Here is a 26,301-nt window from a genome sequence, read left to right on the forward strand (position 1 = left end):
TTCATCGCGCATTTAAAAACCAGGGCGCGCGATAAATCGCGCCGCTACATAAAAATGGGGCGGATAAACCGCCCCGGAACTTTGCGTTTTAATTAGCTTTTCGTTTCTTTGCCATATTCGTAGTTGTAGTAGTCGTAGCCATAACCGTAGGCATTCGACGCTTTACGTACCACGGCGTTGAGGATGACGCCTTTAATTTCGATACCGTTCTGTGCGAAACGACGGTAGCTGACATCCAGTTCCTTGGTGGTGTTGGTCTCGAAGCGCGCCACCATCAGTGAGGTTCCCGCCAGCTTACCGATAATGGAGGCATCGGTGACGGCCAGAATCGGCGGCGTATCGATCAACACCAGGTCATAGTTCTTACCGGCCCACTCCAGCAGCTCACTCATGCGGCGGTGCATCAGTAACTCTGACGGGTTCGGTGGCACCTGACCACGCGGCAGGAAATCAAACCCATAAACACCTTTCTGAATCATGGCTGGCGAGAATTCAGTCTTACCCGACAGCACATTAGACAGACCAACCTTATTCTCCGCACCGAGCAGTTCGTGGGTATAACCACGACGCATATCACCATCGATGAACAACACGCGCTGACCGGCTTTTGACACCAGCGTCGCCAGGTTGGCACAGATAAAGGTTTTACCAATACCCGGGCTGGCACCGGTGATCATCAGGATGTTGTTCTTCGCTTCCATCATGGCGAAATGCAGGCTGGTACGCAGGCTACGAATCGCTTCAATGGAGAGGTCAGTCGGGTTACCCAGCGCCAACAACGTATTGTGTGGGTCGCTTTTCTCCTTGTGACCACGACGCGCCAGCGCTTCGGTGTCCTTCTTACGCTGCCAGTCCGACAAGGGAACACTGGCGTAGACATTCATGCCCAGCTCTTCCAGCTGTTCCGGGTTCTCGATACCGTGGTGGAACAGCGCTTTCAGCAACACCAGACCGACTGACAACATCAGACCAACAATCAGGCTGGCGGCGATAATCAGCAGTTTCTTCGGTGCCACAGGTGACGCGGCCGTCTCTGCCTGGTCGATAATTCGTACATCGCCAACGGTACTGGCTTTACTGATACCCAGCTCTTGCTGACGGTTCAGTAACTGCATGTAGATTTCCTGCCCTGCCTGTACATCACGGGTCAGACGCAGAATCTCCTGCTGGGTTTGCGGCATCTGGGCAATTTTCTTGTTCAGATTGGCCTGCTCATTTTCCAGCGTTTTGCGTTTTTCCAGCAGCGCGCGGTACGTCGGGTGATCTTTGGTATACAGCTGTGACACTTCCGCTTCACGGAAGGTCAGCTCGTTAAGCTGGCTCTGGACGCTGACAGACGAGTCCAATGCTGATTTCGCTTCCAGCGACATATCCACCGATTCGTTTTCACGGCGGTAAGCGTTCAACTTGTCTTCTGCCACATTCAGACTTTCACGTACTTCGGGCAGCTGATTTTTCAGGAAGTCGAGGCTCTTCGCCGCCTGCTCCGATTTGCGATCAACGTTCTGCAACAGATAGTTGTTCACAATCTGGTTCAGTACACGACTGGCCTGATCCTGGTCTTCGTCCTGGTATTCCAGACCCAGTACGCCGGTATCTTTCCCTTTATCAGCCACGGTCAGGTTAGCCAGCACCGCTTTGATCGCCTGCAGATCGCTCAGCTTGGTGACATCAAAGCTGGTGCCGGTATCAGCCTCAATACCGCTTACCAACATGGTCACTTCGCCGTGCTGCTCCAGCTGGCCCACGCGGCCTTTGAACAACTCATCACCGTCGCTGGTAACGGTGTAGGTCTGCGGACCCGTCACTTCCAGCTGTACGGTGCGTTTCTCAATTGAGCGCGGGATTTCCAGACGGGTAATGGCGATTTGCGCAGGTTTGTTGCCCATCAGGCGCGACAAACCTTTACCAATGATCGGGAAATAGTTTTGTTGCACCACGGTATCCAGACCGAGGTCATTTACCGTCTTACCCAACACCATGCGAGATTCAAGAATCTGAATTTCGGTATCTGAAGCCGGGGTTGAAGGAATAATGTCCTGTAAGTCATTCAATACCGAGTTGGTATTTTTTTGCTCGACCTGCACCATGGCATCGGCGCTGTAGATCGGTGTCGCGAACAGTGTGTAAAGGGTGCCCGCTAGCATGAAGAAGGCGGTGACAGCGACAATGATCCAGCGATGGTCAATGAGCTGTCCCACAAGATGCGCCAGATCCCATCCATTCGAATCCTCTTTCGGCGCTGTCATAACCTTGTTTTTTATATTCATGGATAATCCCAACTATCGGCTTAGTACGTTGACCCATTTCTGGGTAGCGTTTTCCAGTAACCCGTAAACCTCTTCAAAAGCCTCACGGCTTTTTTTGTACGGGTCCGCTATTTCCTGTTGGTTGAGCCAGTGCCCAAGCAGCATGGTTTTCCCGCGCGCGGCTGGATCGATGCGATTTACCTGTTCAACATGACGCTTTTCCATTACCAGGATCAGGTCATAGTCACGACACATATCTGCCGTTAACTGTTGAGCATGATGTCCCGCCAGCGAGAGGCCATGTTTGGCGGCCACATCACTGGCGGTCTGGTCTGCCGGGGAGCCACGTAAGGCACCCAACCCGGCAGACGCTACCCGGGTTTCAGGTAAAGCGCGTTTGAACAGACGCTCCCCGGTAGGGGAGCGGCAAATGTTGCCGACACAGACGACTAACACGGACGTAATCATGGTTAAACCTTAGTCTGACCAGTTGCGGAAACGCAGTGCTGCAGAGCTTGCATCATCAATACCCACAATGGTCGGTAACAGCGCGGAAATCACACGGTTCCAGCGAGTGAGCGGAGTGGAGGTGACATAAACAATGTCATACGGCTCCAGTTGGAATTCGGTGCCCATCACCATCGACGCCGCATCTTTGGTATTCAACTGATAGATGTTGGCAATCTTGGTGCGGTTGCTGCCACGAATAGGACGAATAACAAATACGCCGGTGGCATCGGCTGTGGTCTGATCCATACCCTGCGCATTGCCCAGTGCTTCGGCTAGCGTCATACCGCTGCGGTCCATCTTCAGCGTGGTCTGCTGCTTCACTTCGCCCATCACGAAAATCTTCAGATCATCGTTACGTGGCACGTAGAGAATATCGCCCGGATACAGCAGATGGTTCTGGCTCAGGTCACCGTTTTGCATCAACGCCTGCAACGAAATACGCTGCTCGCGGCCATTGTGCGTCAGCACCACATTGCGCCAGTCGGCATCGGCGGTCAGGCCACCGGCGGCGTTGACGGCATCCAGCACGGTAAGGGGTACGTTGGTGATCGCCTGCTGGCCGGAGGTGGTCACTGAACCACTGATGTAGGTTTTTTGTGAGCGGAAAGCCGCGACATTCACATCCACCTGTGGGCTTTCGATGTACTGCGCCAGACGACGTGCGATTTCCGCACGGATTTCGGTCACCGTTCGACCTGCGACGCGCACTTTACCGATATACGGATAGAAGATGGTACCGTCTGCCTGCACCCAGTTACCGGTGTCGCTGGCACTACGATACTGACCTGCCGGGGTGGTTAATTCCGGGTGATCCCAGACCGTTACGTTAAGCACGTCGCCAATGCCAACACGATATTCGTAGTTCTGAATTTCGTTCTGCAACATTGGGTTGGCTTGCGCAACCAGCGGTTTCGGGCGCATCTGCTCAACCAGACGCGGCGTTAAAGGAAAGACGTTAACGTATTTGTCGATGTCAAAATTGCTATCCTGTTGTTCAATGACATCTTTTCCGCTAGTGGAAAGGCGCTGACCTGGTTCGATCGTGCACCCGGATAGAATAGTGGCGGATACCAGTAACGGTATCATTTTAATTTTCATTGTAATCATCTGGATCTTCGCTATCAGTTAATGATTGATAGAGGCGAAAACGCCGCTGTGTAAGCGTCTTACAAAACAAAGACTGACGGGTTAAACACCGAAACTGTGGGTCATTATCATTTGCTCCCTATGCTTTCTGTTGTCACCCTGCCCTCGCGTCTATCAATAGGCGCCATCGCGCTTGAGCACTACGCCAACGGTCTTAAACAGAATCGCGATGTCATTCCATAGCGACCAGTTTTTGACGTACCACGAATCGAAATAGACACGCGTTTCATAGTCAACGTCGTTACGACCGCTGACCTGCCACAATCCCGTCATGCCTGGTTTCGCCATCAGGTAATAATCGACATCACCGGCATAACGGCAGAGTTCATCTTCGATAACCGGACGCGGTCCCACGAGGCTCATATCGCCACGGACCACGTTCCACAGCTGCGGCAGCTCATCCAGGCTGGTTTTACGAATAAAGTGACCAACCTTTGTGATGCGCGGGTCATTTTTCAGCTTGAAGTCTTTGTCCCACTCGGCTCGGGCCACCGGATCGGTACGGAGTACCTCTTCCAGCACCTCTTTGGAGTTGATCACCATGGAGCGGAACTTCAGGCATTTGAATTTTCGGCCATTCATACCGACACGTTCATGACCATAAATTGGATTGCCACCGTCACGTCCGACCAGGAACCCTAACACCAGCAGGGCTGGGGAGAGCGCGATGATAATGCTGAGTGCACCGACGATATCGAACGCGCGCTTCAGGCAGCGTGAGGTACGTTTTGCCAGGTTGTTATTAACGCGCAAAATCATCACTTCGTGGCTGAAGATATACGCCATATCGGTGCCGTAGAGCGGTACACCACGCAGGGTCGGGATCACTGACACCGAACGGCAATTGTGCATCGCCAACGTCTTCAACCAATTATCGCGGTACTGACTCTGCTCAAATTCAACGGCGACAATAAACTGCGTTTCATTGTTGGTAAGTTGCCAAAGCTCGTGTTCGCTGCGTAGCACCGGCACACCTTCGATGCTGGCTTGCGGGCAACTGCCATCAACATCGAAAAAGGCAATCACATCAAATCCCATCACCTCTTCGCTTTGCAGCGCCTGCCAGGCTTCCACGGCATTTTTGCTGCTGCCAATGATGATGGTCTGCTTTTTCCACAGTCCAAACCGGTTCAGCACACGTTTTGCAATGGCGCGCCCCAGCGGGATCAACATTAATGCCAGCAGCCAGGTCAGCACCCAGACGAAACGCGACATTTGCCATTGCGACAGTGCGGTAATGGACAAATCGATAACTGAGAAAATAAGAATGGTACGAAAGATCTCTTTCAATTCGAACCAAAAAGGTTTGCGATAGGTGAAATGACGCAGCCGCACCCAGAACCAGCCAACACAAATAATCGACAAACAGATGTGCGTGGCGATTTTTAAATTGAGGTCTTTTTCAGAAATATCTGCCAGTGGGGAATTCGTGAGCGAATTAATGAGTGCCAGAGCAATAAACAACGCCGCGTTGAAACAAATTAAATCCGAGCACGCCAGTAAAATTTTAGTGAGAAGACTTTTATAGGTAAATTCGTTATCGCGCATAATTAACTCTTTATTTTATTTCCCTAATCCTTAACGCCTCTGGCCTGTGTAATAAACGAGCGATATTGAAACTGTCATAGAACAGGCAATCTGCGGGGAAAATCTCTGGCGTTCATGTCAATTCCCTTACCGAGAAAGAAAGAAAATTGTGATAAATACCAACAGATTAGTCTGAATTCCTTCAACACTCTTGCAGACCAGATTCCCAGTTTAAAAAGTACTTCGGACACGCTACCGCCCTTGGCTGTCGCTGCCAATACCGCTTTACTTGCCCTAATTTCCCGTCCGTGGTTACCGGTTTGCCATGACAATAACTGGCCTTAACCGGGACACGATCACAATTCTCAACATTAAGAAGCTAAACAAGACGCTATTAACTACATAAGCGCAGACATTTACTAACACGTTGCTATACTAGTTATTACTGGCTTGTTTACAAGTAGACCCCGTGTTCCCTGCTCTCTTTTAGGAAAAAGACTACCAGTCATTAGTATTGATGCCATCCCTTTCAGGCCATTCCCACGTAAAAATCAGAAAAGTTCGATATTCAACTTCTGAGCAATTCGCATTAAAAACGAACGCAGTCACGCCCCGAAAACAATTAACCACAACAAATTCAGGTATGCGGTGTTTATCCATACATTCAACTTATCTGTCAAAAAACCCCTCTCGGATTATTCCTTATTACGCTGCTGCACTACGGAAATCGGCAAGGTCGGGGTATTTGTTCCCCTCACAGGATTAACTATGATAAGACTAAGCTCATTCTCAGACATTCAGGTGATGAAAGCATGTTGGAGTGGATCGCTGATCCCTCGCTCTGGGCAGGATTAGTCACGCTAATCGTTCTTGAGCTGGTTCTGGGCATTGATAACCTGGTTTTCATTGCCATTCTGGTGGAAAAACTACCCCCTGTGGTGCGCGATCGCGCTCGCGTGATTGGTCTGCTACTGGCGTTGCTATTGCGCCTGGTTTTGCTGGCTTCGCTTTCCTGGCTGGTCACGCTGACCCAGCCGCTGTTTACCCTGTGGCAACACAGCTTCAGCGCCCGCGATTTGCTGCTGTTTGCCGGAGGGGTATTTCTCCTTTATAAAGCCACCACCGAACTGAATGACCGTCTTGAAGGCAGCGACGAGGACAACGGTCAAACCAAAAATGGCGCTAAATTCTGGCCGGTAGTCGCGCAAATTGTGGTGCTGGATGCCATTTTCTCGTTGGATGCGGTGATTACCGCCGTGGGGATGGTCAATGAATTGCCGGTAATGATGACGGCGGTGACCATTGCTATCTTGCTGATGTTAATGGCCAGCAAACCCTTAACGCGCTTCGTCAATAGCCACCCCACCATCGTGATTCTCTGCCTCAGTTTTCTGCTGATGATTGGCTTCAGCCTTGTCGCTGAAGGACTCGGTTTTATCATCCCGAAAGGTTACCTGTATGCCGCTATCGGTTTCTCGATTCTGATTGAAATGTTTAACCAGCTGGCGATGTTCAACCGTCGTCGTTTTCTCTCCGCAGGCCGTCCCTTGCGCCAGCGTACCGCCGAAGCCGTATTACGTATTTTGCGCGGAGAAGCACAGCGAGCAGAGCTGGACGCCGATACCGCCTCATTGCTAAGTGATGAAGAAGGCGCGCTATTTAACCGACAAGAGCGACGGATGATCGCACGCGTGCTGGGGTTGGGACAGCGTCAAATCAGCAGCATCATGACCTCACGTCACGATATCGAGCATATTGATCTGAGTGAAGATCCAGCGGAAATCATGGCCAAGCTCGACCGTAATCAACACACGCGCATTTTGATTACCGAAAAGGGCAATGAACCGCTCGGTGTCGTCCATGTGATTGATTTAATGCATCAGTCGCTGCACGCAAAATCACTGGATTTACGTTCACTCATCCGCCAACCGTTGGTTTTTCCCGAGCGCGTCACACTGCTACAGGCACTGGAGCAATTTCGTCAGGCACGCACGCATTTTGCCTTTGTAGTCGATGAGTTTGGCTCGGTGGAAGGTGTGGTTACCTTGAGTGATGTGATGGAAACCATTGCCGGCAATCTCCCTAATGAAGGGGAAGAGATTGATCCCCGCTACGACATCCAACCCGGCCCACAAGGCGGGTGGATTGCCAACGGACATATGCCGCTGGAGGATCTGGCGACCTATGTCCGGCTGCCGCTGGATGATAAGCGCAATTATCACACACTGGCCGGTTTACTGATGGATAGCCTCCAGCATGTGCCGCAGGAAGGTGAGGAGTTGCAGGTGGGGGATTATCTATTGCGTACATTGCGGGTGGAGAATCATCGCGTCCAGAAGGTAGAGATTGTGCCGCTGGACAGAATAGGCGATCCACTTTCGTAACAGCGCGATAAATCGCGCCGTTACGTTGGTCAATCAGGGTTTCTTCTGTGATGATTGCTGACGATCCAGCCACTGTTCCAGTCGGTTCTTCGCTTCGCTTTGCAACTGCTGGCGCAATACCTGATCTACCGGCAGCGAGTACTGCAAATTATCCCACGGCCCGTACATCCGCAGGGGGATGGTCTGCTCATTCATGACCGCAGCCAGCTTCTCGTCCCCTTTCCAGCCACGCAACATCATATTGATGGTCACATCCAACTGACGGGTAAGCAGATTGATATTCCCCCCGCTCTGTACCGCCAGATGATTGCTGCCGCCCTGTAAATCAGGCAGCGTGACAACACCTTTATTCAGGCTGATGCGGCCACTCAGTTGCTGGATGCTCTGATCTTCACCTTCATCATTGCTGACGCGATTGCTGACGCGCGCCACGGCACGGCTCACCATCTGTTGCAGATTAAGCTGCGCGAGTTGCAGGTTGGTCGCCGTCAGCTCTGCACTACCCTGCCACTTCTGTTTAGCATCATCAATGCTCAGACCACTGCCGCTCAAATCCCCTTGCAGAGATACCGTCCCCTGAAGCACTTCCGGCAAGGCAAACGCCTTCAGCAATGGCGCAATCGCCACCTGCTGCAATTCGGGTTGCAGTGTCACCGTGGTGATTGGATGACGAATATCGACAGTGCCAGGAATAGAAAATTGCCCGTCACCCAACTTGCCCTGTAACTGACTCAGCGTCATCAACCCTTCCTGGTTGCTCGCCGTCAGTTGCAACTGACTGAGCGTCAGGCCACGCCATACCGCCTGATCTGCCGTCAGATTGAGCGCCAGATCCATCATATTCAGCGGAGAATCGCTATTGTCACGTTCGCGTGGTTCCGCAATCACTGGCGTGCGTATCACAGTGGCATGCTGCGCGGCACTGCTATCAGTTGCCGGCGCACTGACCATCAGGTTATCGAGGTTAAGTGCCGTCGCATGCAATTTAAGATCAAGCCGCTGCGGCAGCATCAGGCTCCCTTCAGCACTGCCATCAAGAGAACTGTCGTTGGCACTCAGCTGCAATTTATTAAAGGCAAACTGCTGCCGGTCACTGTTCCACTCACCCTCACCGCTTAACGTCCCTTTAATCCCCTGCGTCGGAAGATTCGCGCCATCAAGGGTGTAATCCAGCGCATCAATACGCCCACTGAGACGATGGGGGTACTGAGCCGCATCGAACTGCCCTTTCAGACTGACAGTGAAATTACGCTGATTACGTGAAACACGGGTGCTGAGGTAGATGCTGGCTTGTTTGCTGGCATCCTGATTCAGGCTGAGATTGAAATCGCGGAAGTTATATTCGTCGCCACCCTGCTGCTGCCAGATAAGCAGGCTATCAGCAAGTCGTAGCTTACCGATATCAAAAGACCAGCCATTGCTGCTGGTGGTCGGCTCGGTATCACGCGGCCCCACAGGTGAGCCAGTGGGTTTTTGCGCATCGCTGTCGGGTGTGACACGAATGATGGCATTCTTCAGCATCACCTGACTGACGCTGAGTTGATGAGAAAGTAATGGCCAGAGATTCACGTCAAGACGCATATTCTCGGCGGTAACCAGCGGCTGGCTGGCACCCGGCGCAGTCAGGCTCATACGCCCCGCGAGAATACTGAGCTGCGGCCATACATGCCAACGTAAATCGCCGTTAACCTGAAGCCGATAACCACTTCGTTGTTCCACCTGATGTACCATATAGGTACGAAAGTCGTTGGGGTTTACCAGCAACACCAGAGCGGTCATTCCCGCGACGACCACCACTAACAGGATGGCCAGCGTGGTTATCAATCTTCTCATTACTTCCTCAAAGTTTGACGATCAATCTTTGTCGATACGGCTGGCATCAGCACCCTGCTGACCGCGATATTTCGCATCTTCACGACGATTGTAAGGACGCGCTGCCGGACCAGAGAGCGGCTCAAAGCTTAATGCCCCAATCAACATACCGGGACGCAACGCCAGTGGCAGCTTACCCGAGTTGTAAAACTCCAGCACAATCCGTCCCTGCCAGCCGGGATCAATACGGTGCGCCGTAACATGCACCATCAATCCCAGACGCGCCAGTGATGAACGACCATCCAGCCAGCCGACGAGATCATCGGGTATCGTCACCGACTCCAGCGTCACCGCCAGCGCCAGTTCCCCCGGATGCAGAAAGAAGGCTTCCCCTTCCGGCAGCACGATTTCATCGCTCATCACGCGGTCCAGCGCAGCACTCACCTCATGCTTCGGACCACTTAAATCGATAAAAGGTGCAGTGTGACCGCTAAACGTGCGGAACTGATTGCCCAGGCGCACATCTACGGTGGCCCCATTAATACGTTCAACCGGTGGACGCGGTGTGATCGCCAGCTTACCGCTGTCCAGCCAGGTTTCTATATCGCGATCGCATAATCTCATCGCTGTAACTCCATGATTTAAGTGTAGCGAAAGGCTGCCATTTGGTGACAACCTGAGCCGCACACGTCCATCCGGACGCGGTTTATTCGAAGAACTGGTTAATTTTTGCCTTGAGGATATCAATAGCAATACGGTTTTTCCCGCCGCGCGGCACAATAATGTCGGCGTACTGCTTGGAAGGCTCGATAAATTGCAGGAACATCGGGCGCACGGTTTTCTGGTACTGGCTCATCACCGAATCCATCGAACGACCACGCTCATTAACATCGCGTTTCATACGACGCATCAGACAGATATCCAGCGGGGTGTCGACAAAGATGGAGAAATTCATCTCCTGACGCAAGCGTGCATCAGTCAGCAACAGAATCCCTTCCAGAATGATCACTTTTTTCGGCTTCAGATGGATAGATTCAGAGGTACGGGTGTGCTCGACATAACTGTAAACCGGCAGATCAATGTTCTGGCCTGCCTTCAGCGCCTGCAAATGTTGCAGTAACAAGTCATGATCCATCGCGCTGGGATGGTCATAATTGGTTTTTACCCTCTCTTCCATTGTGAGATGACTTTGATCTTTGTAGTAGGCATCTTCCGGGATCACCCCGATATGCTCGTCACCGACCTGGTCACGGATTTCACGATAGAGCGTGCTGGCAATAAGACTTTTTCCGGATGCGGATGCACCTGCAATGCCAACGATCACGCACTGATGAGACTTGTCAGTCATACTTTTTTAAGACCTGATAACTGGAGCCTGTTGAAGCACATGCTTCGACGGGCCGATAATGAGAGGGTTTGGTTGGCGGCAATTATAGGGATTTCACCGGTTTGATGCCAGAGAAATGCAGCCGACACCTTTTCAGATTATCCCCTTTTGCAGCGGGGCGCATAATCGATACACTGTTCTTCATGCCGACGCGGTATGCCGCGTTGCGCCTGTTCGATTGTAAGCCCGCAAGGAGAAGTATGAGCTGGAAAACCCTGACGTATTTCGGTGACAGTATGTTGCTGATCCCCACCGCGGTGATCATCGCACTGGTGTTGCCGTGGAAAAGCGACAACCATCGTACCGTCTGGTACTGGTTGCTGGCATTTGGCCTCGCGGGTTTGCTGGTCAGCATCTCGAAAATCATGTTTCTCGGCTTTGGCATCGGCAGCGCCAGATTTAACTTCACCGGATTCAGTGGCCACAGTGCCATGTCAGCGACGCTCTGGCCGGTGATGATGTGGCTGGTGTCGGGTCGCTGGTCTGGTTTCTGGCGGCTGTGCACCATTGGTGTCGGCTACCTGATTCCGATGATGGTCGGCTTCTCGCGTCTGGTGATCCATGCGCATTCGCTCAGTGAAGTGCTTGCCGGCCTGATGCTGGGCTTTACCCTCAGCAGTGCGTTTCTGCTCAGCCAGCGCGACACCGCACTTAAAGGTTTTAGTCTGCCGCAGATGGGTGTCGCATTTCTGGTACCACTGATATTGATGAGCCACGGGCGGGTTGCGACCACCCAGCAATTCCTTGAACGCTTCTCCGCTGACCTCGCCGGGCTGGAAAAACCTTACACTCGTGCGGATCTTTTTCGTCAGTGATCAGACAGCCCTTTGTTAATAAAGGGCGATTCAATGCATTGAAAAAGGTAGAAAAGTGAATTCGCGGCAGACATCTTTTCCAGATGTGCTAGCATGCCAGTTAGAGAATGACTGGCGCATTTTTCGTCGTGTTGCGAATGCGCGCTGCTGGATTCGTGCATGACCCTCGAAATTTTAACCTCGCAAGATGGCTCAAAGAAACATTGGCTCAACGCCCTCTACCTCGGGGTAGTTGCCTTTGTGCTGACGTTATTCTGTCTGGAACTGATCATTGTCAGCGGGCGTATTTCTCCGTTGTGGTTCTCCACCGCGTTAATGACCATTGTGGTGTTCCGCGCCCCGGTGCACCGCGTGCCGCTGTTATTATTAGGCTGCATGGTGGGTACTGCGTTAGCCAACCTCCTGGTGATTGGCCCGGCGGTGAGCAACCTCAAATTTGCCCTGCTTAACATGTTACAGGCGCTGATGGGCGGCATCATGCTGCGTGTGCTGCTCGATCGGCGCGCCCCCCTCGACTCACTGCTGGACTGGTGCCGTTATGTGGTCACCGCCGGTATTATCGCGCCTTTTGTCGGCGGTTTGCTGGCACTGTGGTTGTTAAGCGTCAGTGGCACCGCCTCGCTGCCGTTTTTCTCCACCTGGGTGATTTCTGAAGTCATTGGTATGCTGGCGCTGGGTCCGGTGTTGCTGCTGTGGCCGTTAGGAAAGCAGGAAAACCCGGTTGCGCGCCATCGCAGTATAGAAACGGTCCTCACCCTGGCCTTTACCCTGCTTGCCAGCTACCTCAGCCTGCGTTATCTGCCGTGGCCCTTCACCTTTATTGTGGTGATCCTGTTTTGGTGCGCGATACGCTTACCCAAGTTCGAAGCTTTTTTACTGTTCCTGCTTAACTCCAGTTTTATCTCGCTGCTGCTGGCATTCAACCTGGTCAATCTCGGTCACGATGACCGTATGCTGGGTCAGGCCGGAACCTGGCTGCCCTTCCTGTTGGTGCTCATCCCCAGCCACGTTATGGCGCTGGTGATGGATGCATTCCAGCGTGAAAAAAATCATATCGCTGAGAGCGAAACCCGCTTCCGTAATGCTATGGAGTATTCCGCGATTGGCATGGCGCTGGTTTCCCCGCAGGGTAATTGGTTGCAGGTCAACCAATCGCTGTGCCGAACCCTGGGCTTTCCGGCGGAAGAGTTGCGTAAGCTCACTTTTCAGCAAATCACCCACCCTGACGATCTGAATAACGATTTACAGCAACTCAGGCGGCTGCTGGAGGGTGAAATCATGACTTACACCCTGGAAAAGCGTTATTTCCGCAAAGATGGCGAAACGGTATGGGCGCGCCTGACCGTCTCAGTGGTGCGGGATGCCCAACAGCAACCGCTGTATTTCATTTCACAAATCGTTGATATCTCTGAGCTTAAGCAGAGTGAGCAAGTGAATCGACGTCTGATGGAACGCATTACCCTCGCCAATGAAGCGGGCGGCATTGGCGTGTGGGAATGGAACCTGGTGACCGGTGAGCTGATGTGGGACAAACGCATGTATGAGTTGTTTGCGCTGGCACCGGATGAAGTCCCTACCTATGACCTGTGGTTACAACGGGTGCACCCGACAGAACAGGAATATGTCGCGCTGACGGTGCAGCAGGCAATTGAACGCCGCAGTGCGTTTCATATGGAATACCGCATCGGATTATCGGAGGGGATTCGTTATGTGCGTACCGAAGCCAACCGTATCCTCAGCCAGGATGGGCAGATCGAACGTATGCTCGGTATCAGCCAGGATATTACCCACCTGCGCGCACTGAACGATGCCTTATTCCAGGAAAAAGAACGCATGGCGATTACCCTGGATTCGATCGGTGAAGCGGTGATCAGCACCAACGATGAAATGCAGGTCACCTTTATGAATCCGGTGGCAGAAAAGATGACCGGCTGGACACAGGATGCCGCAGCAGGGATGGCAATCTCCGAGTTGCTCAACATCACGCATGGCCCTGCCGGAGCGCGGATCCACAATCTGCTGTTGTGCCAGCTTCCGGCAGAAAAAACCACGCCAGACCTGGAAGAAGAGCTGGTGTTGCACACCGCCGACGGGGGCGTATTCGAAGTCCATTACAGCATCACCCCACTGAAGACGCTAACTGGCGAGAGTATTGGGGCAGTGATGGTCATTCAGGACGTCAGCGAATCACGCAAGATGATGAAGCGTCTGAGTTATAGCGCCTCTCACGATATGCTGACGCGTTTACCCAATCGCCTCAACTTTGAAAGACAGTTGAAACGTTTGCTGAGTGATGCAGCGGTCAACCAGCATCAGCATGTGCTGGTATTTATCGACCTCGACAAATTTAAAGCGGTGAATGATACCGCGGGCCATGCTGCCGGAGATGCGTTGTTGCGCGAGCTTAGTGAGCTGATGCAACACCATATCCGCAGCAGTGATTTCCTCGCCCGCCTCGGCGGTGACGAATTTGGCTTGCTGTTGCCGGACTGCGAGGTCGATGACGTGCGCGAGGTGGTACAACGGTTGGTGACGGCGATCAATCAGTATCGTTTTATGTGGCTGGACAGTATCTATCAGGTCGGTGCCAGCGCCGGTATGACGCAGATTGACGAGCATAATTGCATCAGCAATCTGGTGATGTCCCAGGCCGACGTTGCCTGCTACAGCGCCAAACACGCCGGACGCGGGCAATATCATGTTTATCAGGAAATACAGATGTAATCTGCCTTGCCTGCCCGCGCGAGCTGCGCTAAAGTCGCCCCCTTTTTTCCGGCATGGGGGACAATAATGTTTATCGGATTCGATTATGGCACCGCCAACTGTTCCATCGCAGTCAGCGATGCGGGCACACCACGGCTGCTGACGCTGGAAAATGGCCAGCGTCTGCTTCCCTCCATGATTTGCGCGCCCACCCGCGAAGCTATCAGCGAATGGCTTTACCGTCACCATCAGGTGCCGACTCCCGATAGCGAAGGTCAGGCGTTGCTGCAACGCGCGTTGCGTTTTAACCGCGAAGAAGACATCGATGTGACCGCCAGCAGCGTCCAGTTTGGTCTTACTGCGTTGCAAAACTATATGGTTGAGCCGGAAGAGGTGTGGTTTGTTAAATCGCCCAAATCCTTTCTCGGGGCCAACGGCCTGAAACCGCAGCAGATCGCGCTGTTTGAGGATTTGGTCTGCGCCATGATGCTGCATATCCGCCAGCAGGGTGAAAGCCAGCTCGACCAGCCGATTGATCAGGCGGTGATTGGCCGTCCGATTAACTTCCAGGGTCTGGGCGGAGATGAAGCGAATGAGCAGGCGCAGGGGATTCTACTGCGTGCGGCTAAACGCGCCGGTTTCCGCGATGTGGAATTTCAGTTTGAACCGGTGGCCGCAGGTTTAGATTTCGAAGCCACACTGACCAAAGAGACACGGGTGTTGGTGGTCGATATCGGCGGCGGTACTACCGACTGCTCGATGCTCTTAATGGGACCGGAATGGCGCAATAAAGCCGATCGTCGCGCCAGCTTGCTGGGGCACAGCGGTTGCCGCGTGGGCGGAAACGATCTGGATATTATGCTGGCGTTCAAAACCCTGATGCCGCTGCTCGGTCTTGGCGGTAACACGCAGAAAGGCATCGCCCTCCCCGCCCTGCCGTGGTGGAACGCGGTGGCGATCAACGATGTCCCGGCACAAAGCGAGTTTTACTCTGCCGCCTGCGGCAAGCTACTGCGCGACCTGGTACGTGATGCCCAGGATCCTGATCAGGTCGCATACCTGCTGAAAGTATGGCAACAGAAACTGAGCTATCGGCTGGTGCGTGCGGCGGAAGAAAGCAAGATCGCGCTTTCCGATCAACCGGTTACCTCCGCTTCGCTGGCATTTATTGCTGCGCAGTTGCAGACGGAAACCAGCGCGGCACAGCTGGAAGAGGCGATCAATCAACCGCTGGAACGCATTCTGGAACAGGTGCATCTGGCACTGGCGACCTGTGAGACCAAGCCGGAGGTGATCTATCTGACCGGCGGCAGCGCCCGTTCACCGGTGCTGCGTGCAGCGTTACAGCAGGCATTACCGGATACGCCCATTGCCAGTGGCGATGATTTTGGCTCAGTCACCGCGGGCCTGGCCCGTTGGGCCGAGATTATGTTCGGTTAACCGAACATAATTTCCGTCGCGGCGCGATTTAAAGCGCAGAATTGGAGGCGTCCCACAGGACGCCTCTTTGGTAAGTGATTAATCAGAAATTGATATTCGCCGCAATACCGCCGATAAACGCATCTTTCACTTCGCTCACTGCCCCCGGCGCTACAACATATTGCAGGTTTGGACGCAGTTGCAGCCATTTGGTCAACTGAGCGTTGTAATAGATTTCATAGTTATATTCAGAACCATCCTGAATCGGCAGATAGGTCGGGCTGTTGTAGTCCGTTTCACCATTCGCCGCATTTTGCTGACGTAATGCCGTGGTATAGGAGCTGTTTACGTGGATACGTGCTGCACCAATACCAATTTCGTCGGCAGGACGCGCATCAAACGGTCCTTTCCAGGTAAAGCTGATGGATTGATAGTTGTCGGTTTTCGAGGTTTTGTGATCGTTCATCACCGCCTGAACCGTGACGCCCAGACCACGGCTGGCATCGCCGCCCTGCGCCGTCAGCTGTTGTTGCAACAGGACATAACCACCATAGGCATGCGCCTGATCCTGGTAAGCGCCATTACGCCAGCTGCCATACACATCGCCATCAACTGACGAATAGTAGTAACCGATACGGTAGTTACCCGGCAGTTTGTCCGGGCCAAAGGTCGGTTTCCAGCCCAGTTCCACTGGCACCATGTTGCCGAGTGAATTGTTCATATCAAGACGGAAGCCATTGCCGGTATCGTAGTTTTTCGGGTTGTCGTTATAGAAGCCCACCTGGAAGAACACTTCCGGCGTAATGTTAACTTTGATACGACCGCCCCATTGTGAAACCGGCCAGTTGTACCAACGGTCGCCACGCCAGTTACCGGCCTGGCCACTGCCGAACGCCAGGTTCTGGAATTTGCTGTCGAAGTTATCGAAGTCTTCACCCACGGTGACACGACCCGCTTTGATATCGACCACGTCATTAAATAGTCCCTGGCGTAACCAGAATTGGGTTAAACGCCAGGTCTGACCGCGACCGTACACTTCCTGAACGGAAGAGAGCGTGCCGCTACGCGGATCGCCCACCTGATCAGAGATGTTGCGGCCATTACGGTCGGTAATGGTCATCTGGAATTCGGCATCCTGCCAGTTCAGCAGTTTTTCCAGATCGAGATTGACACCAAACGCCCACTGATCGCTGTAGCGCATCGAGGTGTTTTTGTCATAACCGCCACCAAGGTTAGAGGCGCTTTCCATGGTGTAGTTAACGTCAAATTTGACACCATCGTTCTCAAGCTGCGTTCGGTAACCGCCCCAGTCACCAAACATATAGGGAGAATCGTAGCTGAATGCATCTGCTGCCACGGCAGATGCACTCAGCAGAGCAAACATAATCGTTCCCGCGGCCAGACGGCTCGGGATGCGTTGCACTGCTTCTTTTCTGTTCATAATGGTTATTCTTTTGTGAGTTACTGGAAAGATCGAGCAGAGAATAGTGCTGAGGGTGGGGTGACTTTTGCAAATATGTGCTCAGAGTTCCCTGAGGTGACAGTTAATTAATGCAATTGTGACAGCGATCTATGAATGAATATCTTTTGACGAGAATGGCATTTTTTGACTGGAAAAAATTACGCTCCGGTTAACATCAGCAACCCATTGTTGCGGCGCGATCAATCGCACCGCGACGAAAGGATAATTAACCGGCACTGGCGCGCGACAGTTCTTCAATCTCTTGTTTACCTAACCTGAGTTGCGTTGCCTGCACCAAATCATCAATCTGCGCTAACGAGGTCGCGCTGACAATTGGCGCGGTGATGCTCGGGCGGGCAATCTGCCATGCCAGGGCTACCTGAGTGGGTGACGCATCATGGGAATCGGCCACGGTGTCCAGCGCATCAAGAATGCGCAAGCCGCGCGGATTAAGATATTTTGCGACCACGCCCTGTCCACGCGCACTTTTGCTGGCATCTGCTGCGGTACGATATTTGCCGCTGAGGAAGCCACTGGCCAGTGAATAGTAGTTAATCACGCCCAGGCCATGTTCCACTGCAACTTGCTCCAGACCGCTTTCATAGCCCTGGCGATCATACAGGTTGTACTCCGGTTGTAACGTTTCATAACGTGCCAGCCCCTGCTGCTCGCTGATATCCAGCGCTTCCTGCAACCGTTCGGCGCTGTAGTTGGAGGCACCTATCGCCCGGACCTTCCCTTCTTTGATCAATGAATCGAACGCGGCCAACGTGTCAGCCAGCGGCGTATCCTGATCATCGCGGTGCGCCTGATACAGGTCGATATAATCGGTTTGCAAACGGCGTAGTGAGTCTTCCACCGCCTGGCGAATATATTGCGGTTTCAGGCCGGTTTTATCCGGCGACAATTCCATACCCACTTTGGTCGCCAGCACGATGCTGTCGCGTTTGCCGGTTTTTTTCAGCCATTTACCAATAATGGTTTCCGATTCACCGCCCTGATTGCCAGGCGCCCAGCGCGAATAAACATCGGCGGTGTCAATAAACCACAATCCCTTCTCCACCAATGCATCCAGCAAGGAAAAGGACGTTTTCTCATCCACGGTCCAGCCAAACACATTCCCACCAAAAGTAAGAACCGGCACTGCTATACCCGTGTCGCCAAGCTGGCGAGTTGATTGTTGACTCATTTTATTTCTCCTTAATTGAAACGAGACGGCTCAGCTCTCCAGCTTAGCAAAGGGCAAAACCGGCTTATGAAAAAATCCTGATAAAATTCGTACAGAATATGAATACTTAGCGTGCACAGGACGATATTCTTATTTCCTTCAATTTTCGCCCATGCCTGGCGACTACAATTCTTTCGTTTGCGCTCCGGCAGGTTGGGCGGCGCATTTTGGGAAAACGAATTCGCTGGAGAGCACATAACTTCATGAACACCCGACGTCCGTTGTTGAAAAAAAGCCTGATTACTCTGGCGATCGTCGCTGTACTGGCGGGCGGTTATTACTGGTGGCAACATCCGGCTGAACCCAACAAACAGCCACAGGCCGAAGGACAACGCCATCATGGGCGCGGCGCGAGTGGTGCAAATGGCGCTAATCGTCGACCACTGGCCCCGGTTCAGGCCGCCACCGCCACCTTACAAAGCGTGCCACAGTATCTGACTGGCCTCGGCACCGTCACCGCTGCCAACACCGTCACGGTGCGCAGCCGGGTCGATGGTCAGTTAATGGCGCTGCATTTCACAGAGGGGCAACAGGTTAACGCTGGCGCGTTGCTGGCCGAGATCGACCCTCGCCCTTATCAGGTGGCGCTCACCCAGGCACAAGGACAACTGGCTAAAGATCAGGCCACACTTGCCAACGCCAAACGCGATTTGGCCCGTTATGAAAAGCTGGCAAAAACCGCGCTGGTTTCACAGCAGGAACTGGATACCCAACGCTCGCTGGTGAGTGAAACCCTCGGCACCATCAAAGCCGATGAAGGCAACGTCGCCAGCGCGCAACTGAACCTGACCTACAGTCGAATTACCGCCCCCATCTCCGGGCGCGTCGGCCTGAAGCAGGTCGATGTTGGCAACTACATTACCTCTGGCGACACCACCGGTCTGGTGGTGATCACGCAAACGCATCCGATTGATGTGGTATTCAGCGTGGCCGAGAACAATATCAGTCAAATCCTCAAGGCACAGAAAAGCGGCCAGCCGCTGGTGGTGGATGCCTGGGATCGGAGCAACACCAACCTGCTCGCCACAGGTTCGCTGCTGAGTATTGATAATCAGATTGATGTCACCACCGGTACCATCAAATTAAAAGCGCGTTTCAGCAATGAAGACGACGCGTTATTTCCCAACCAGTTCGTCAATGCACGCCTGAAAGTCGATACCTTGCAGGATGCGGTGGTTATCCCTGCCGCTGCGTTACAAATGAGCAACGACGGCCATTTTGTCTGGGTAGTGAATAGCGAGAACAAGGTGAGCAAAAAACGCGTTACCGCCGGTTTGCAAGATAGCCAGAAAGTGGTGATCAGCGCCGGGCTGGAAGCGGGTGAACGTGTGGTGACCGACGGTCTGGATCGTCTGACCGAAGGCGCAACCGTTGAGATTGTCGCGCCGCAGAGCACCGCCACCCACAGCACTCGCGCTGCGCAGCCAGCACGCGGAGAACGTCAATAATGCAGGTTATGCCTCCCGACACCAGCGGTGGACCGTCACGCCTGTTTATTCTGCGCCCGGTGGCCACCACCCTGTTGATGATCGCTATTTTGCTGGCCGGTATCCTCGGTTATCGCTTCCTGCCGGTTTCCGCGCTGCCGGAGGTGGATTACCCGACCATTCAGGTCGTTACCCTTTACCCCGGCGCCAGCCCGGATGTGGTGACCTCGTCAATCACCGCACCGCTGGAGCGCCAGTTTGGTCAGATGTCGGGGCTGAAGCAGATGGCTTCGCAAAGTTCCGGTGGCGCATCGGTGATTACGCTGCAATTCCAGCTCTCGCTGTCGCTCGATGTTGCCGAGCAGGAAGTGCAGGCGGCGATCAACTCCGCAACCAATCTTTTGCCGAGCGATCTACCGAATCCACCGGTCTACAGCAAAGTTAACCCGGCCGATCCGCCGATCATGACCCTTGCCGTCACGACCACCAGCATGCCGCTCACCCAGGTGCAGGATATGGTGGAAACCCGTGTGGCGCAGAAGATTTCTCAGGTCAACGGTGTCGGCCTGGTGACGCTCTCCGGCGGGCAGCGTCCCGCCGTGCGCGTGCAGATGAACGCGCAGGCGCTGGCAGCATTGGGGCTGACCAGCGAAACCGTGCGCACCGCCATCAGCAACGCTAACGTCAATTCGGCGAAAGGAAGCCTCGACGGCCCCACTCGTTCAATCACCCTGTCAGCCAACGATCAGATGACCTCTGCCGAGGATTATCGCCAGTTGATCATCAGCTACAACAACGGTGCACCGGTGCGTTTGGGCGATGTTGCCACCATCGAACAGGGCGCGGAAAATAGCTGGCTCGGTGCCTGGGCGAACCGTCAGGCCGCCATCGTGCTCAACGTACAACGCCAGCCAGGCGCTAACATTATCGCCACAGCAGATAACATTCGGGCGCTGCTGCCATCCCTGACCGCTGCACTGCCGAAGTCGGTTGAAGTGAAAATGCTCACCGATCGCACCACCAATATCCGTGCCTCAGTGGCCGATACCCAGCACGAGCTGATGCTGGCAATTGGCCTGGTGGTGATGATCATCTATCTGTTTTTACGCAATGTCCCGGCCACCATTATTCCGGCGGTAGCCGTTCCCCTGTCACTGGTCGGCACCTTCGCCGCGATGTACTTTCTCGGTTTCTCGATCAACAACCTGACGTTAATGGCGCTGACCATCGCCACGGGCTTTGTGGTCGATGACGCCATCGTAGTGATTGAGAACATCTCCCGCTATCTGGAGAAAGGGGAAAAACCGCTTACCGCGGCGCTTAAAGGTGCCGGTGAAATCGGCTTCACCATTATCTCCCTCACCTTCTCCCTGATTGCGGTGCTGATCCCGCTGCTGTTTATGGGAGATGTGATTGGCCGTTTGTTCCGTGAATTTGCCGTCACCCTGGCGGTGGCGATCCTAATCTCCGCCGTGGTATCGCTGACGCTGACGCCGATGATGTGCGCACGCATGCTCAGTGCCGAATCCTTACGCAAACAGAACCGTTTTTCACGCGCCAGTGAAGCGATGTTTGATCGAGTAGTCGCCGGTTATGGCCGCTGGCTGACGCGGGTGCTGAAACATCCGTGGCTGACGTTGTCAGTCGCGCTGGGCACCCTGCTACTTACCGTTTTGCTATGGATCGTTATCCCCAAAGGATTCTTTCCGCAGCAGGATAACGGCATCATTCAGGGCACCTTGCAGGCGCCACAGTCGGTCTCCTATGCCAACATGGCGCAACGCACCCGCGATGTCGCCTCGATCATCATGAAAGATCCGGCGGTGCAGAGTCTAACTTCATTTGTCGGCGTGGATGGCACCAATGCCGCCCTGAACAGCGCACGGCTGCAAATCAACCTCAAACCGTTAGCCGAGCGCGATGATCGTATCCCGGCAGTGCAGAAACGGTTGCAGGATGCGATCGCCAGCGTGCCGGGCGTGTCGTTGTGGCTGCAACCGGTCCAGGATCTCACCATCGATACTCAGGCCAGCCGCACCCCGTATCAGTTTACGCTGCAATCCGGCTCGCTTGATTCGCTGAGTACCTGGGTGCCGGCGCTGCAAAACCTGCTCAACACCCTGCCCGAACTGCGCGATGTCAGCAACGACTGGCAGGATCAAGGGTTAGAAGCCTTTATCCGTGTCGACCGCGACAGCGCCAGCCGTCTGGGTATCACCATGGCGGATGTCGATAACGCACTGTACAACGCCTTCGGTCAGCGTCTGATCTCAACCATTTACACCCAGGCCAATCAATATCGCGTGGTGTTAGGACAGAACAACGAGGCCACACCCGGCCTCGCCAGTCTGGACGGCATTCGTCTGACCAGCACCGATGGCGGCAGCGTGCCGCTGAGTGCCATTGCCAGAGTGGAAGAACGTCATGCGGCGTTGAGTATCAACCATCTCGACCAGTTTCCCTCAGCAACGTTCTCCTTTAACGTGGCCGACGGCTATTCACTTGGCGACGCCGTCAAAGCGGTCAGCGCAGCTGAAGATCAGGTCGGAATGCCTGCCGAGATGATGACCCAGTTCCAGGGCAGCACGCTGGCATTTGAAGCGGCGCTCACCAGCACGGTGTGGCTAATCATCGCGGCGGTGGTGGCGATGTATATCGTGCTGGGGGTGCTGTACGAAAGCTTTATCCATCCGGTGACCATCCTCTCAACGCTGCCTACCGCCGGGGTGGGGGCGCTGCTGGCGCTGATGATCAGCGGTAACGAACTGGATATTGTTTCGATCATCGGCATCATCTTGTTGATCGGTATCGTGAAGAAAAATGCCATCATGATGATCGACTTTGCGCTGGCGGCGGAACGGGAGCAGGGTATGTCGCCGCGAGAGGCGATTTATCAGGCCTGTCTGTTGCGTTTCCGTCCGATCCTGATGACCACGCTGGCCGCTCTGCTGGGTGCGCTGCCATTGATGCTGAGCACCGGCGCGGGGGCGGAGTTACGTCGGCCGCTGGGAATTGCTATGGCTGGCGGCCTGATCCTCAGCCAGATCCTGACGCTGTTCACCACTCCGGTCATCTACCTGTTGTTTGACCGCCTGGCACAGATCACGCGTCGCCGCTTCCGCCGCCCGGAGACGCAGCCGTGAAGTTCTTTGCCCTGTTCATCCACCGCCCCGTCGCCACTACGCTACTGACGCTGGCGATTGCGCTGGCGGGGATTCTCGGCTTCCGCCTGCTGCCGGTCGCGCCGCTACCGCAGGTTGATTTTCCGGTGATCGTGATTTCCGCATCGCTGCCGGGTGCCGCGCCGGAAACTATGGCCTCTTCGGTTGCGACGCCGCTCGAACGTTCGCTCGGGCGTATCGCTGGCGTCAGCGAGATGACTTCCACCAGCTCGCTGGGCAGCACGCGTATTATCCTGGTGTTTGATTTTGACCGCGACATCAACGGTGCCGCACGCGATGTGCAGGCGGCAATCAACGCCGCGCAGAGCCTGTTGCCCACCGGGATGCCAAGCCGTCCGACTTACCGTAAGGCCAACCCTTCCGACGCGCCGATTATGATTCTGACGCTGACCTCGGAGATTTATAATCCCGGTCAGCTGTATGATTACGCCTCAACGCAACTGGCGCAGAAACTGTCGCAGATTGAAGGCGTTGGCGATGTAACGGTGGGCGGAAGCTCGCTGCCAGCGGTGCGTGTCGAGTTGAATCCGCAGGCGTTGTTCAATCAGGGCGTGTCACTGGATGCGGTGCGCACAGCCATTGCTAACGCCAACCAGCGCCGTCCACAAGGCGCGATTGATGACCATCAGCAACGCTGGCAATTGCGAACCAACGATGAACTGCAAACCGCCAGCGATTATCAGCCGCTGGTGGTGCATTACAACAACGGCGCGGCAGTACGGCTGCGTGATGTGGCGAACGTGCAGGATTCGGTGCAGGATGTGCGTAACGCCGGGATGACCAATGGCAAACCGGCGGTGCTGCTGGTGATCCGCAAATCCCCGGAAGCGAACGTCATCGACACCGTGGACCGTATTCGTGCCGAACTGCCGGAGCTGCATGATGTCATTCCTGCATCCATCGACCTGCAAGTGGCGCAGGATCGTTCGCCCACCATCCGCGCCTCCTTGCAGGAGGTGGAGCAGTCGCTGATCATCGCCGTCGCCCTGGTGATTCTGGTGGTGTTTTTCTTCCTGCGTGACGGACGCGCCACGTTAATCCCCGCCGCCGCAGTGCCGGTGTCGTTGATTGGTACCTTTGCCGCCATGTATCTGTGCGGCTTCAGTCTGAATAACCTGTCGTTGATGGCGCTGACCATCGCCACCGGTTTTGTGGTGGATGACGCCATCGTGGTGCTGGAGAATATCGCGCGCCATGTCGAAGCCGGGATGAAACCCTTACCGGCGGCGTTGCAGGGGGTACGTGAAGTCGGTTTTACCGTGCTGTCGATGAGCCTGTCCCTGATTGCGGTATTTCTGCCGCTGCTGATGCTCGGCGGTATCATTGGCCGCTTCTTCTCTGAATTCGCGATAACCCTCTCGGTGGCGATCCTGATCTCGCTGTTTATCTCCATCACCCTGACGCCAATGATGTGCGCATACCTGCTGAAACCACATGCTCCCCGCGCACAGCCGCGTCTGCGCGGTGCCGGACGCGTGCTGATGGCGGTACAGCATGGCTATGGTCGCTCACTCGGTTGGGTGCTGGATCATGCGCGCTGGGTCTTGCTGCTGCTGCTGGCCACCGTCGGGCTGACCATCTGGCTGTTTATCTCGATTCCCAAAACCTTTATGCCAGAGCAGGATACCGGACGCCTGACCGGCTTTATCTCTGCCGACCAGAGCATCTCCTTTCAGGCGATGCGGGGGAAATTGCAGGACTTTATGAACATCATCAAGGCCGACCCGGCGGTGGATAATGTCACCGGTTTCACCGGTGGCTCGCGCACCAACAGCGGCTCGATGTTTATCTCCCTTAAGCCGCTTTCCGAACGGAGTGAAACCGCCCAGCAGGTGATTGCCCGCCTGCGCACCAAGCTGGCAAAGGAGCCGGGCGCTAATCTGTATCTCAATGCGGTGCAGGACATCCGTATTGGTGGACGCGAGTCAAACGCCAGTTACCAGTACAGCCTGCTGTCCGATAACCTAGCGGATTTGCGCACCTGGGAGCCTCAGATCCGTAAAGCATTTGCCGCCCTGCCGGAGCTGGCTGACGTCAACTCTGATCAACAGGATAACGGCAGCGAGATGGCGCTGACTTACGATCGCGAGAGCATGGCGCGGCTGGGGATTGATGTTTCCGCCGCTAACGCCTTACTGAATAACGCCTTTGGTCAGCGGCAGATTTCGACCATCTATCAACCACTGAACCAGTACAAAGTGGTGATGGAGGTGGAACCACGTTACACCCAGGATATCAGCGCACTGGAGCAAATGTTTGTCATCAACAGCGACGGAAAAGCTATCCCGCTGAGTTGGTTTGCCCGCTGGCAACCGGCCAATGCGCCGTTGTCCGTTAACCATCAGGGCTTATCTGCCGCTTCGACTATCTCTTTTAACCTGCCGGAAGGCGTATCCTTGTCGCAGGCGTCCGATGCGATTGACCGCACCATGACGGCACTGAGTGTCCCCAGCAGCGTGCGTGGCAGCTTTGCCGGTACGGCGCAGGTGTTCCAGCAGTCGCAATCCAGCCAGCTGTACCTGATTCTGGCGGCAATTGCGGCGGTGTATATCGTGTTGGGGATTTTGTATGAGAGCTATGTCCATCCGCTGACTATTCTCTCTACCCTGCCCTCCGCCGGAGTCGGTGCGCTGCTGGCGCTGGAGCTGTTTAACACCCCGTTTAGCCTGATTGCGCTGATCGGCATTTTGCTGCTGATTGGCATCGTGAAAAAGAACGCGATTATGATGGTCGACTTTGCGCTGGAGGCGGAACGAAACGGCAACCTGACGGCGCGTGAGGCAATATTTCAGGCGTGCCAGCTGCGTTTTCGCCCGATTCTGATGACCACGCTGGCCGCGCTGTTTGGCGCACTGCCGCTGGTACTGACCAGCGGCGATGGCGCAGAACTGCGGCAACCGCTCGGCATCACCATCGCTGGAGGCCTGGTCATGAGCCAGCTGCTGACGCTCTACACCACACCGGTGGTGTATCTGATGATGGATAAGCTGCGACGCAGGAAGCGCCCGGCGCTGATCAATATTCAGGAGAATTAACGGGATGAAGAGACC

Annotated in this window: 16 protein-coding genes; 7 read left to right on the forward strand and 9 right to left on the reverse strand. The window is 54.4% G+C overall.

Annotated features, from left to right (window positions below; translation table 11 throughout):
• Positions 1-92: 92 nt before the first annotated feature.
• The 4 genes from wzc to wbaP all read right to left on the reverse strand — a co-directional run bounded on the left by wzc (position 93) and on the right by wbaP (position 5,453).
• Positions 93-2,270: a tyrosine-protein kinase Wzc gene (wzc, locus tag AC6I8N_RS13340; protein WP_021185977.1), complete on the reverse strand. Its 2,178-nt coding sequence runs from the start codon at positions 2,268-2,270 to the stop codon at positions 93-95.
• 12 nt (positions 2,271-2,282) lie between these two features.
• Complete coding sequence (locus tag AC6I8N_RS13345) at positions 2,283-2,717, reverse strand: arsenate reductase/protein-tyrosine-phosphatase family protein (RefSeq protein ID WP_497829251.1); 435 nt, start codon at positions 2,715-2,717, stop codon at positions 2,283-2,285.
• A gap of 9 nt (positions 2,718-2,726) precedes the next feature.
• Positions 2,727-3,866, reverse strand: coding sequence for a polysaccharide export protein (locus AC6I8N_RS13350; RefSeq protein WP_036627640.1), 1,140 nt, complete (start codon positions 3,864-3,866; stop codon positions 2,727-2,729).
• 153 nt (positions 3,867-4,019) lie between these two features.
• Positions 4,020-5,453 (reverse strand): undecaprenyl-phosphate galactose phosphotransferase WbaP, encoded by a 1,434-nt coding sequence (gene wbaP, locus AC6I8N_RS13355; RefSeq protein WP_021185980.1) that lies wholly within the window; start codon positions 5,451-5,453, stop codon positions 4,020-4,022.
• A 791-nt stretch (positions 5,454-6,244) separates the two neighbouring features.
• On the opposite strand from wbaP, the gene AC6I8N_RS13360 reads away from it, so the two are divergent.
• Positions 6,245-7,816, forward strand: a complete 1,572-nt coding sequence (locus AC6I8N_RS13360) for a TerC family protein (protein WP_208723983.1) — start codon at positions 6,245-6,247, stop codon at positions 7,814-7,816.
• 33 nt (positions 7,817-7,849) lie between these two features.
• On the opposite strand, the gene asmA is transcribed toward AC6I8N_RS13360, so the two are convergent.
• The 3 genes from asmA to udk form a co-directional block, all read right to left on the reverse strand.
• On the reverse strand, positions 7,850-9,649 hold the full coding sequence (gene asmA / locus AC6I8N_RS13365) for an outer membrane assembly protein AsmA (protein ID WP_497829252.1): 1,800 nt from the start codon (positions 9,647-9,649) through the stop codon (positions 7,850-7,852).
• A gap of 21 nt (positions 9,650-9,670) precedes the next feature.
• Positions 9,671-10,252 carry a dCTP deaminase gene (dcd, locus tag AC6I8N_RS13370; protein WP_021185983.1) on the reverse strand — a complete coding sequence of 194 codons (582 nt, stop codon included), beginning with the start codon at positions 10,250-10,252 and terminating at the stop codon, positions 9,671-9,673.
• An 82-nt stretch (positions 10,253-10,334) separates the two neighbouring features.
• Positions 10,335-10,976 (reverse strand): uridine kinase, encoded by a 642-nt coding sequence (udk, locus tag AC6I8N_RS13375; RefSeq protein WP_021185984.1) that lies wholly within the window; start codon positions 10,974-10,976, stop codon positions 10,335-10,337.
• A 239-nt stretch (positions 10,977-11,215) separates the two neighbouring features.
• Between udk and AC6I8N_RS13380 the strand changes: the two genes are divergently transcribed.
• From AC6I8N_RS13380 to yegD, 3 genes are all read left to right on the forward strand, one after another.
• Complete coding sequence (locus AC6I8N_RS13380) at positions 11,216-11,830, forward strand: phosphatase PAP2 family protein (RefSeq protein ID WP_497829253.1); 615 nt, start codon at positions 11,216-11,218, stop codon at positions 11,828-11,830.
• A 159-nt stretch (positions 11,831-11,989) separates the two neighbouring features.
• Complete coding sequence (locus tag AC6I8N_RS13385) at positions 11,990-14,554, forward strand: diguanylate cyclase (RefSeq protein ID WP_497829254.1); 2,565 nt, start codon at positions 11,990-11,992, stop codon at positions 14,552-14,554.
• Between the two features lie 66 nt (positions 14,555-14,620).
• The gene (gene yegD / locus AC6I8N_RS13390) at positions 14,621-15,973 is read left to right on the forward strand and encodes a molecular chaperone (RefSeq protein ID WP_497829255.1); all 1,353 of its coding nucleotides are present in this window, start codon (positions 14,621-14,623) and stop codon (positions 15,971-15,973) included.
• 82 nt (positions 15,974-16,055) lie between these two features.
• Here yegD and AC6I8N_RS13395 read toward each other — a convergent pair whose 3' ends face one another.
• Together AC6I8N_RS13395 and AC6I8N_RS13400 are read right to left on the reverse strand one after the other, a co-directional pair.
• Positions 16,056-17,393: a carbohydrate porin gene (locus tag AC6I8N_RS13395; protein WP_208723978.1), complete on the reverse strand. Its 1,338-nt coding sequence runs from the start codon at positions 17,391-17,393 to the stop codon at positions 16,056-16,058.
• Positions 17,394-17,640: 247 nt separating this feature from the next.
• Positions 17,641-18,603: an aldo/keto reductase gene (locus AC6I8N_RS13400; RefSeq protein ID WP_208723977.1), complete on the reverse strand. Its 963-nt coding sequence runs from the start codon at positions 18,601-18,603 to the stop codon at positions 17,641-17,643.
• A 242-nt stretch (positions 18,604-18,845) separates the two neighbouring features.
• Between AC6I8N_RS13400 and AC6I8N_RS13405 the strand changes: the two genes are divergently transcribed.
• Genes AC6I8N_RS13405 through mdtC form a run of 3 tightly spaced genes read left to right on the forward strand, consistent with a single transcriptional unit; the run spans position 18,846 to position 26,286 of the window.
• Positions 18,846-20,090 (forward strand): MdtA/MuxA family multidrug efflux RND transporter periplasmic adaptor subunit, encoded by a 1,245-nt coding sequence (locus AC6I8N_RS13405; protein WP_497829256.1) that lies wholly within the window; start codon positions 18,846-18,848, stop codon positions 20,088-20,090.
• Positions 20,090-23,212 carry an MdtB/MuxB family multidrug efflux RND transporter permease subunit gene (locus AC6I8N_RS13410; RefSeq protein ID WP_497829257.1) on the forward strand — a complete coding sequence of 1,041 codons (3,123 nt, stop codon included), beginning with the start codon at positions 20,090-20,092 and terminating at the stop codon, positions 23,210-23,212. Before AC6I8N_RS13405 ends, AC6I8N_RS13410 begins: the two co-directional genes overlap by 1 nt.
• The gene (mdtC, locus tag AC6I8N_RS13415; protein ID WP_497829258.1) at positions 23,209-26,286 is read left to right on the forward strand and encodes a multidrug efflux RND transporter permease subunit MdtC; all 3,078 of its coding nucleotides are present in this window, start codon (positions 23,209-23,211) and stop codon (positions 26,284-26,286) included. The genes AC6I8N_RS13410 and mdtC overlap by 4 nt, the downstream gene beginning before the upstream one ends.
• Positions 26,287-26,301 lie beyond the last annotated feature (15 nt).

The organism is Pantoea sp. X-Soil-TKNS-1279 (genome assembly GCF_059730565.1).

Excerpts from the sequence above, each read along its gene's own strand:
- AC6I8N_RS13410 (WP_497829257.1), top strand. The coding sequence starts at position 20,090 with ATGCAGGTTATGCCTCCCGACACCAGCGGTGGACCGTCACGCCTGTTT.
- AC6I8N_RS13395 (WP_208723978.1), bottom strand. The coding sequence starts at position 17,393 with ATGAACAGAAAAGAAGCAGTGCAACGCATCCCGAGCCGTCTGGCCGCG.
- AC6I8N_RS13380 (WP_497829253.1), top strand. The coding sequence starts at position 11,216 with ATGAGCTGGAAAACCCTGACGTATTTCGGTGACAGTATGTTGCTGATC.
- AC6I8N_RS13350 (WP_036627640.1), bottom strand. The coding sequence starts at position 3,866 with ATGATTACAATGAAAATTAAAATGATACCGTTACTGGTATCCGCCACT.
- asmA (WP_497829252.1), bottom strand. The coding sequence starts at position 9,649 with ATGAGAAGATTGATAACCACGCTGGCCATCCTGTTAGTGGTGGTCGTC.
- wbaP (WP_021185980.1), bottom strand. The coding sequence starts at position 5,453 with ATGCGCGATAACGAATTTACCTATAAAAGTCTTCTCACTAAAATTTTA.
- AC6I8N_RS13400 (WP_208723977.1), bottom strand. The coding sequence starts at position 18,603 with ATGAGTCAACAATCAACTCGCCAGCTTGGCGACACGGGTATAGCAGTG.
- AC6I8N_RS13405 (WP_497829256.1), top strand. The coding sequence starts at position 18,846 with ATGAACACCCGACGTCCGTTGTTGAAAAAAAGCCTGATTACTCTGGCG.
- wzc (WP_021185977.1), bottom strand. The coding sequence starts at position 2,270 with ATGAATATAAAAAACAAGGTTATGACAGCGCCGAAAGAGGATTCGAAT.
- AC6I8N_RS13345 (WP_497829251.1), bottom strand. The coding sequence starts at position 2,717 with ATGATTACGTCCGTGTTAGTCGTCTGTGTCGGCAACATTTGCCGCTCC.
- AC6I8N_RS13385 (WP_497829254.1), top strand. The coding sequence starts at position 11,990 with ATGACCCTCGAAATTTTAACCTCGCAAGATGGCTCAAAGAAACATTGG.
- yegD (WP_497829255.1), top strand. The coding sequence starts at position 14,621 with ATGTTTATCGGATTCGATTATGGCACCGCCAACTGTTCCATCGCAGTC.
- AC6I8N_RS13360 (WP_208723983.1), top strand. The coding sequence starts at position 6,245 with ATGTTGGAGTGGATCGCTGATCCCTCGCTCTGGGCAGGATTAGTCACG.
- udk (WP_021185984.1), bottom strand. The coding sequence starts at position 10,976 with ATGACTGACAAGTCTCATCAGTGCGTGATCGTTGGCATTGCAGGTGCA.
- dcd (WP_021185983.1), bottom strand. The coding sequence starts at position 10,252 with ATGAGATTATGCGATCGCGATATAGAAACCTGGCTGGACAGCGGTAAG.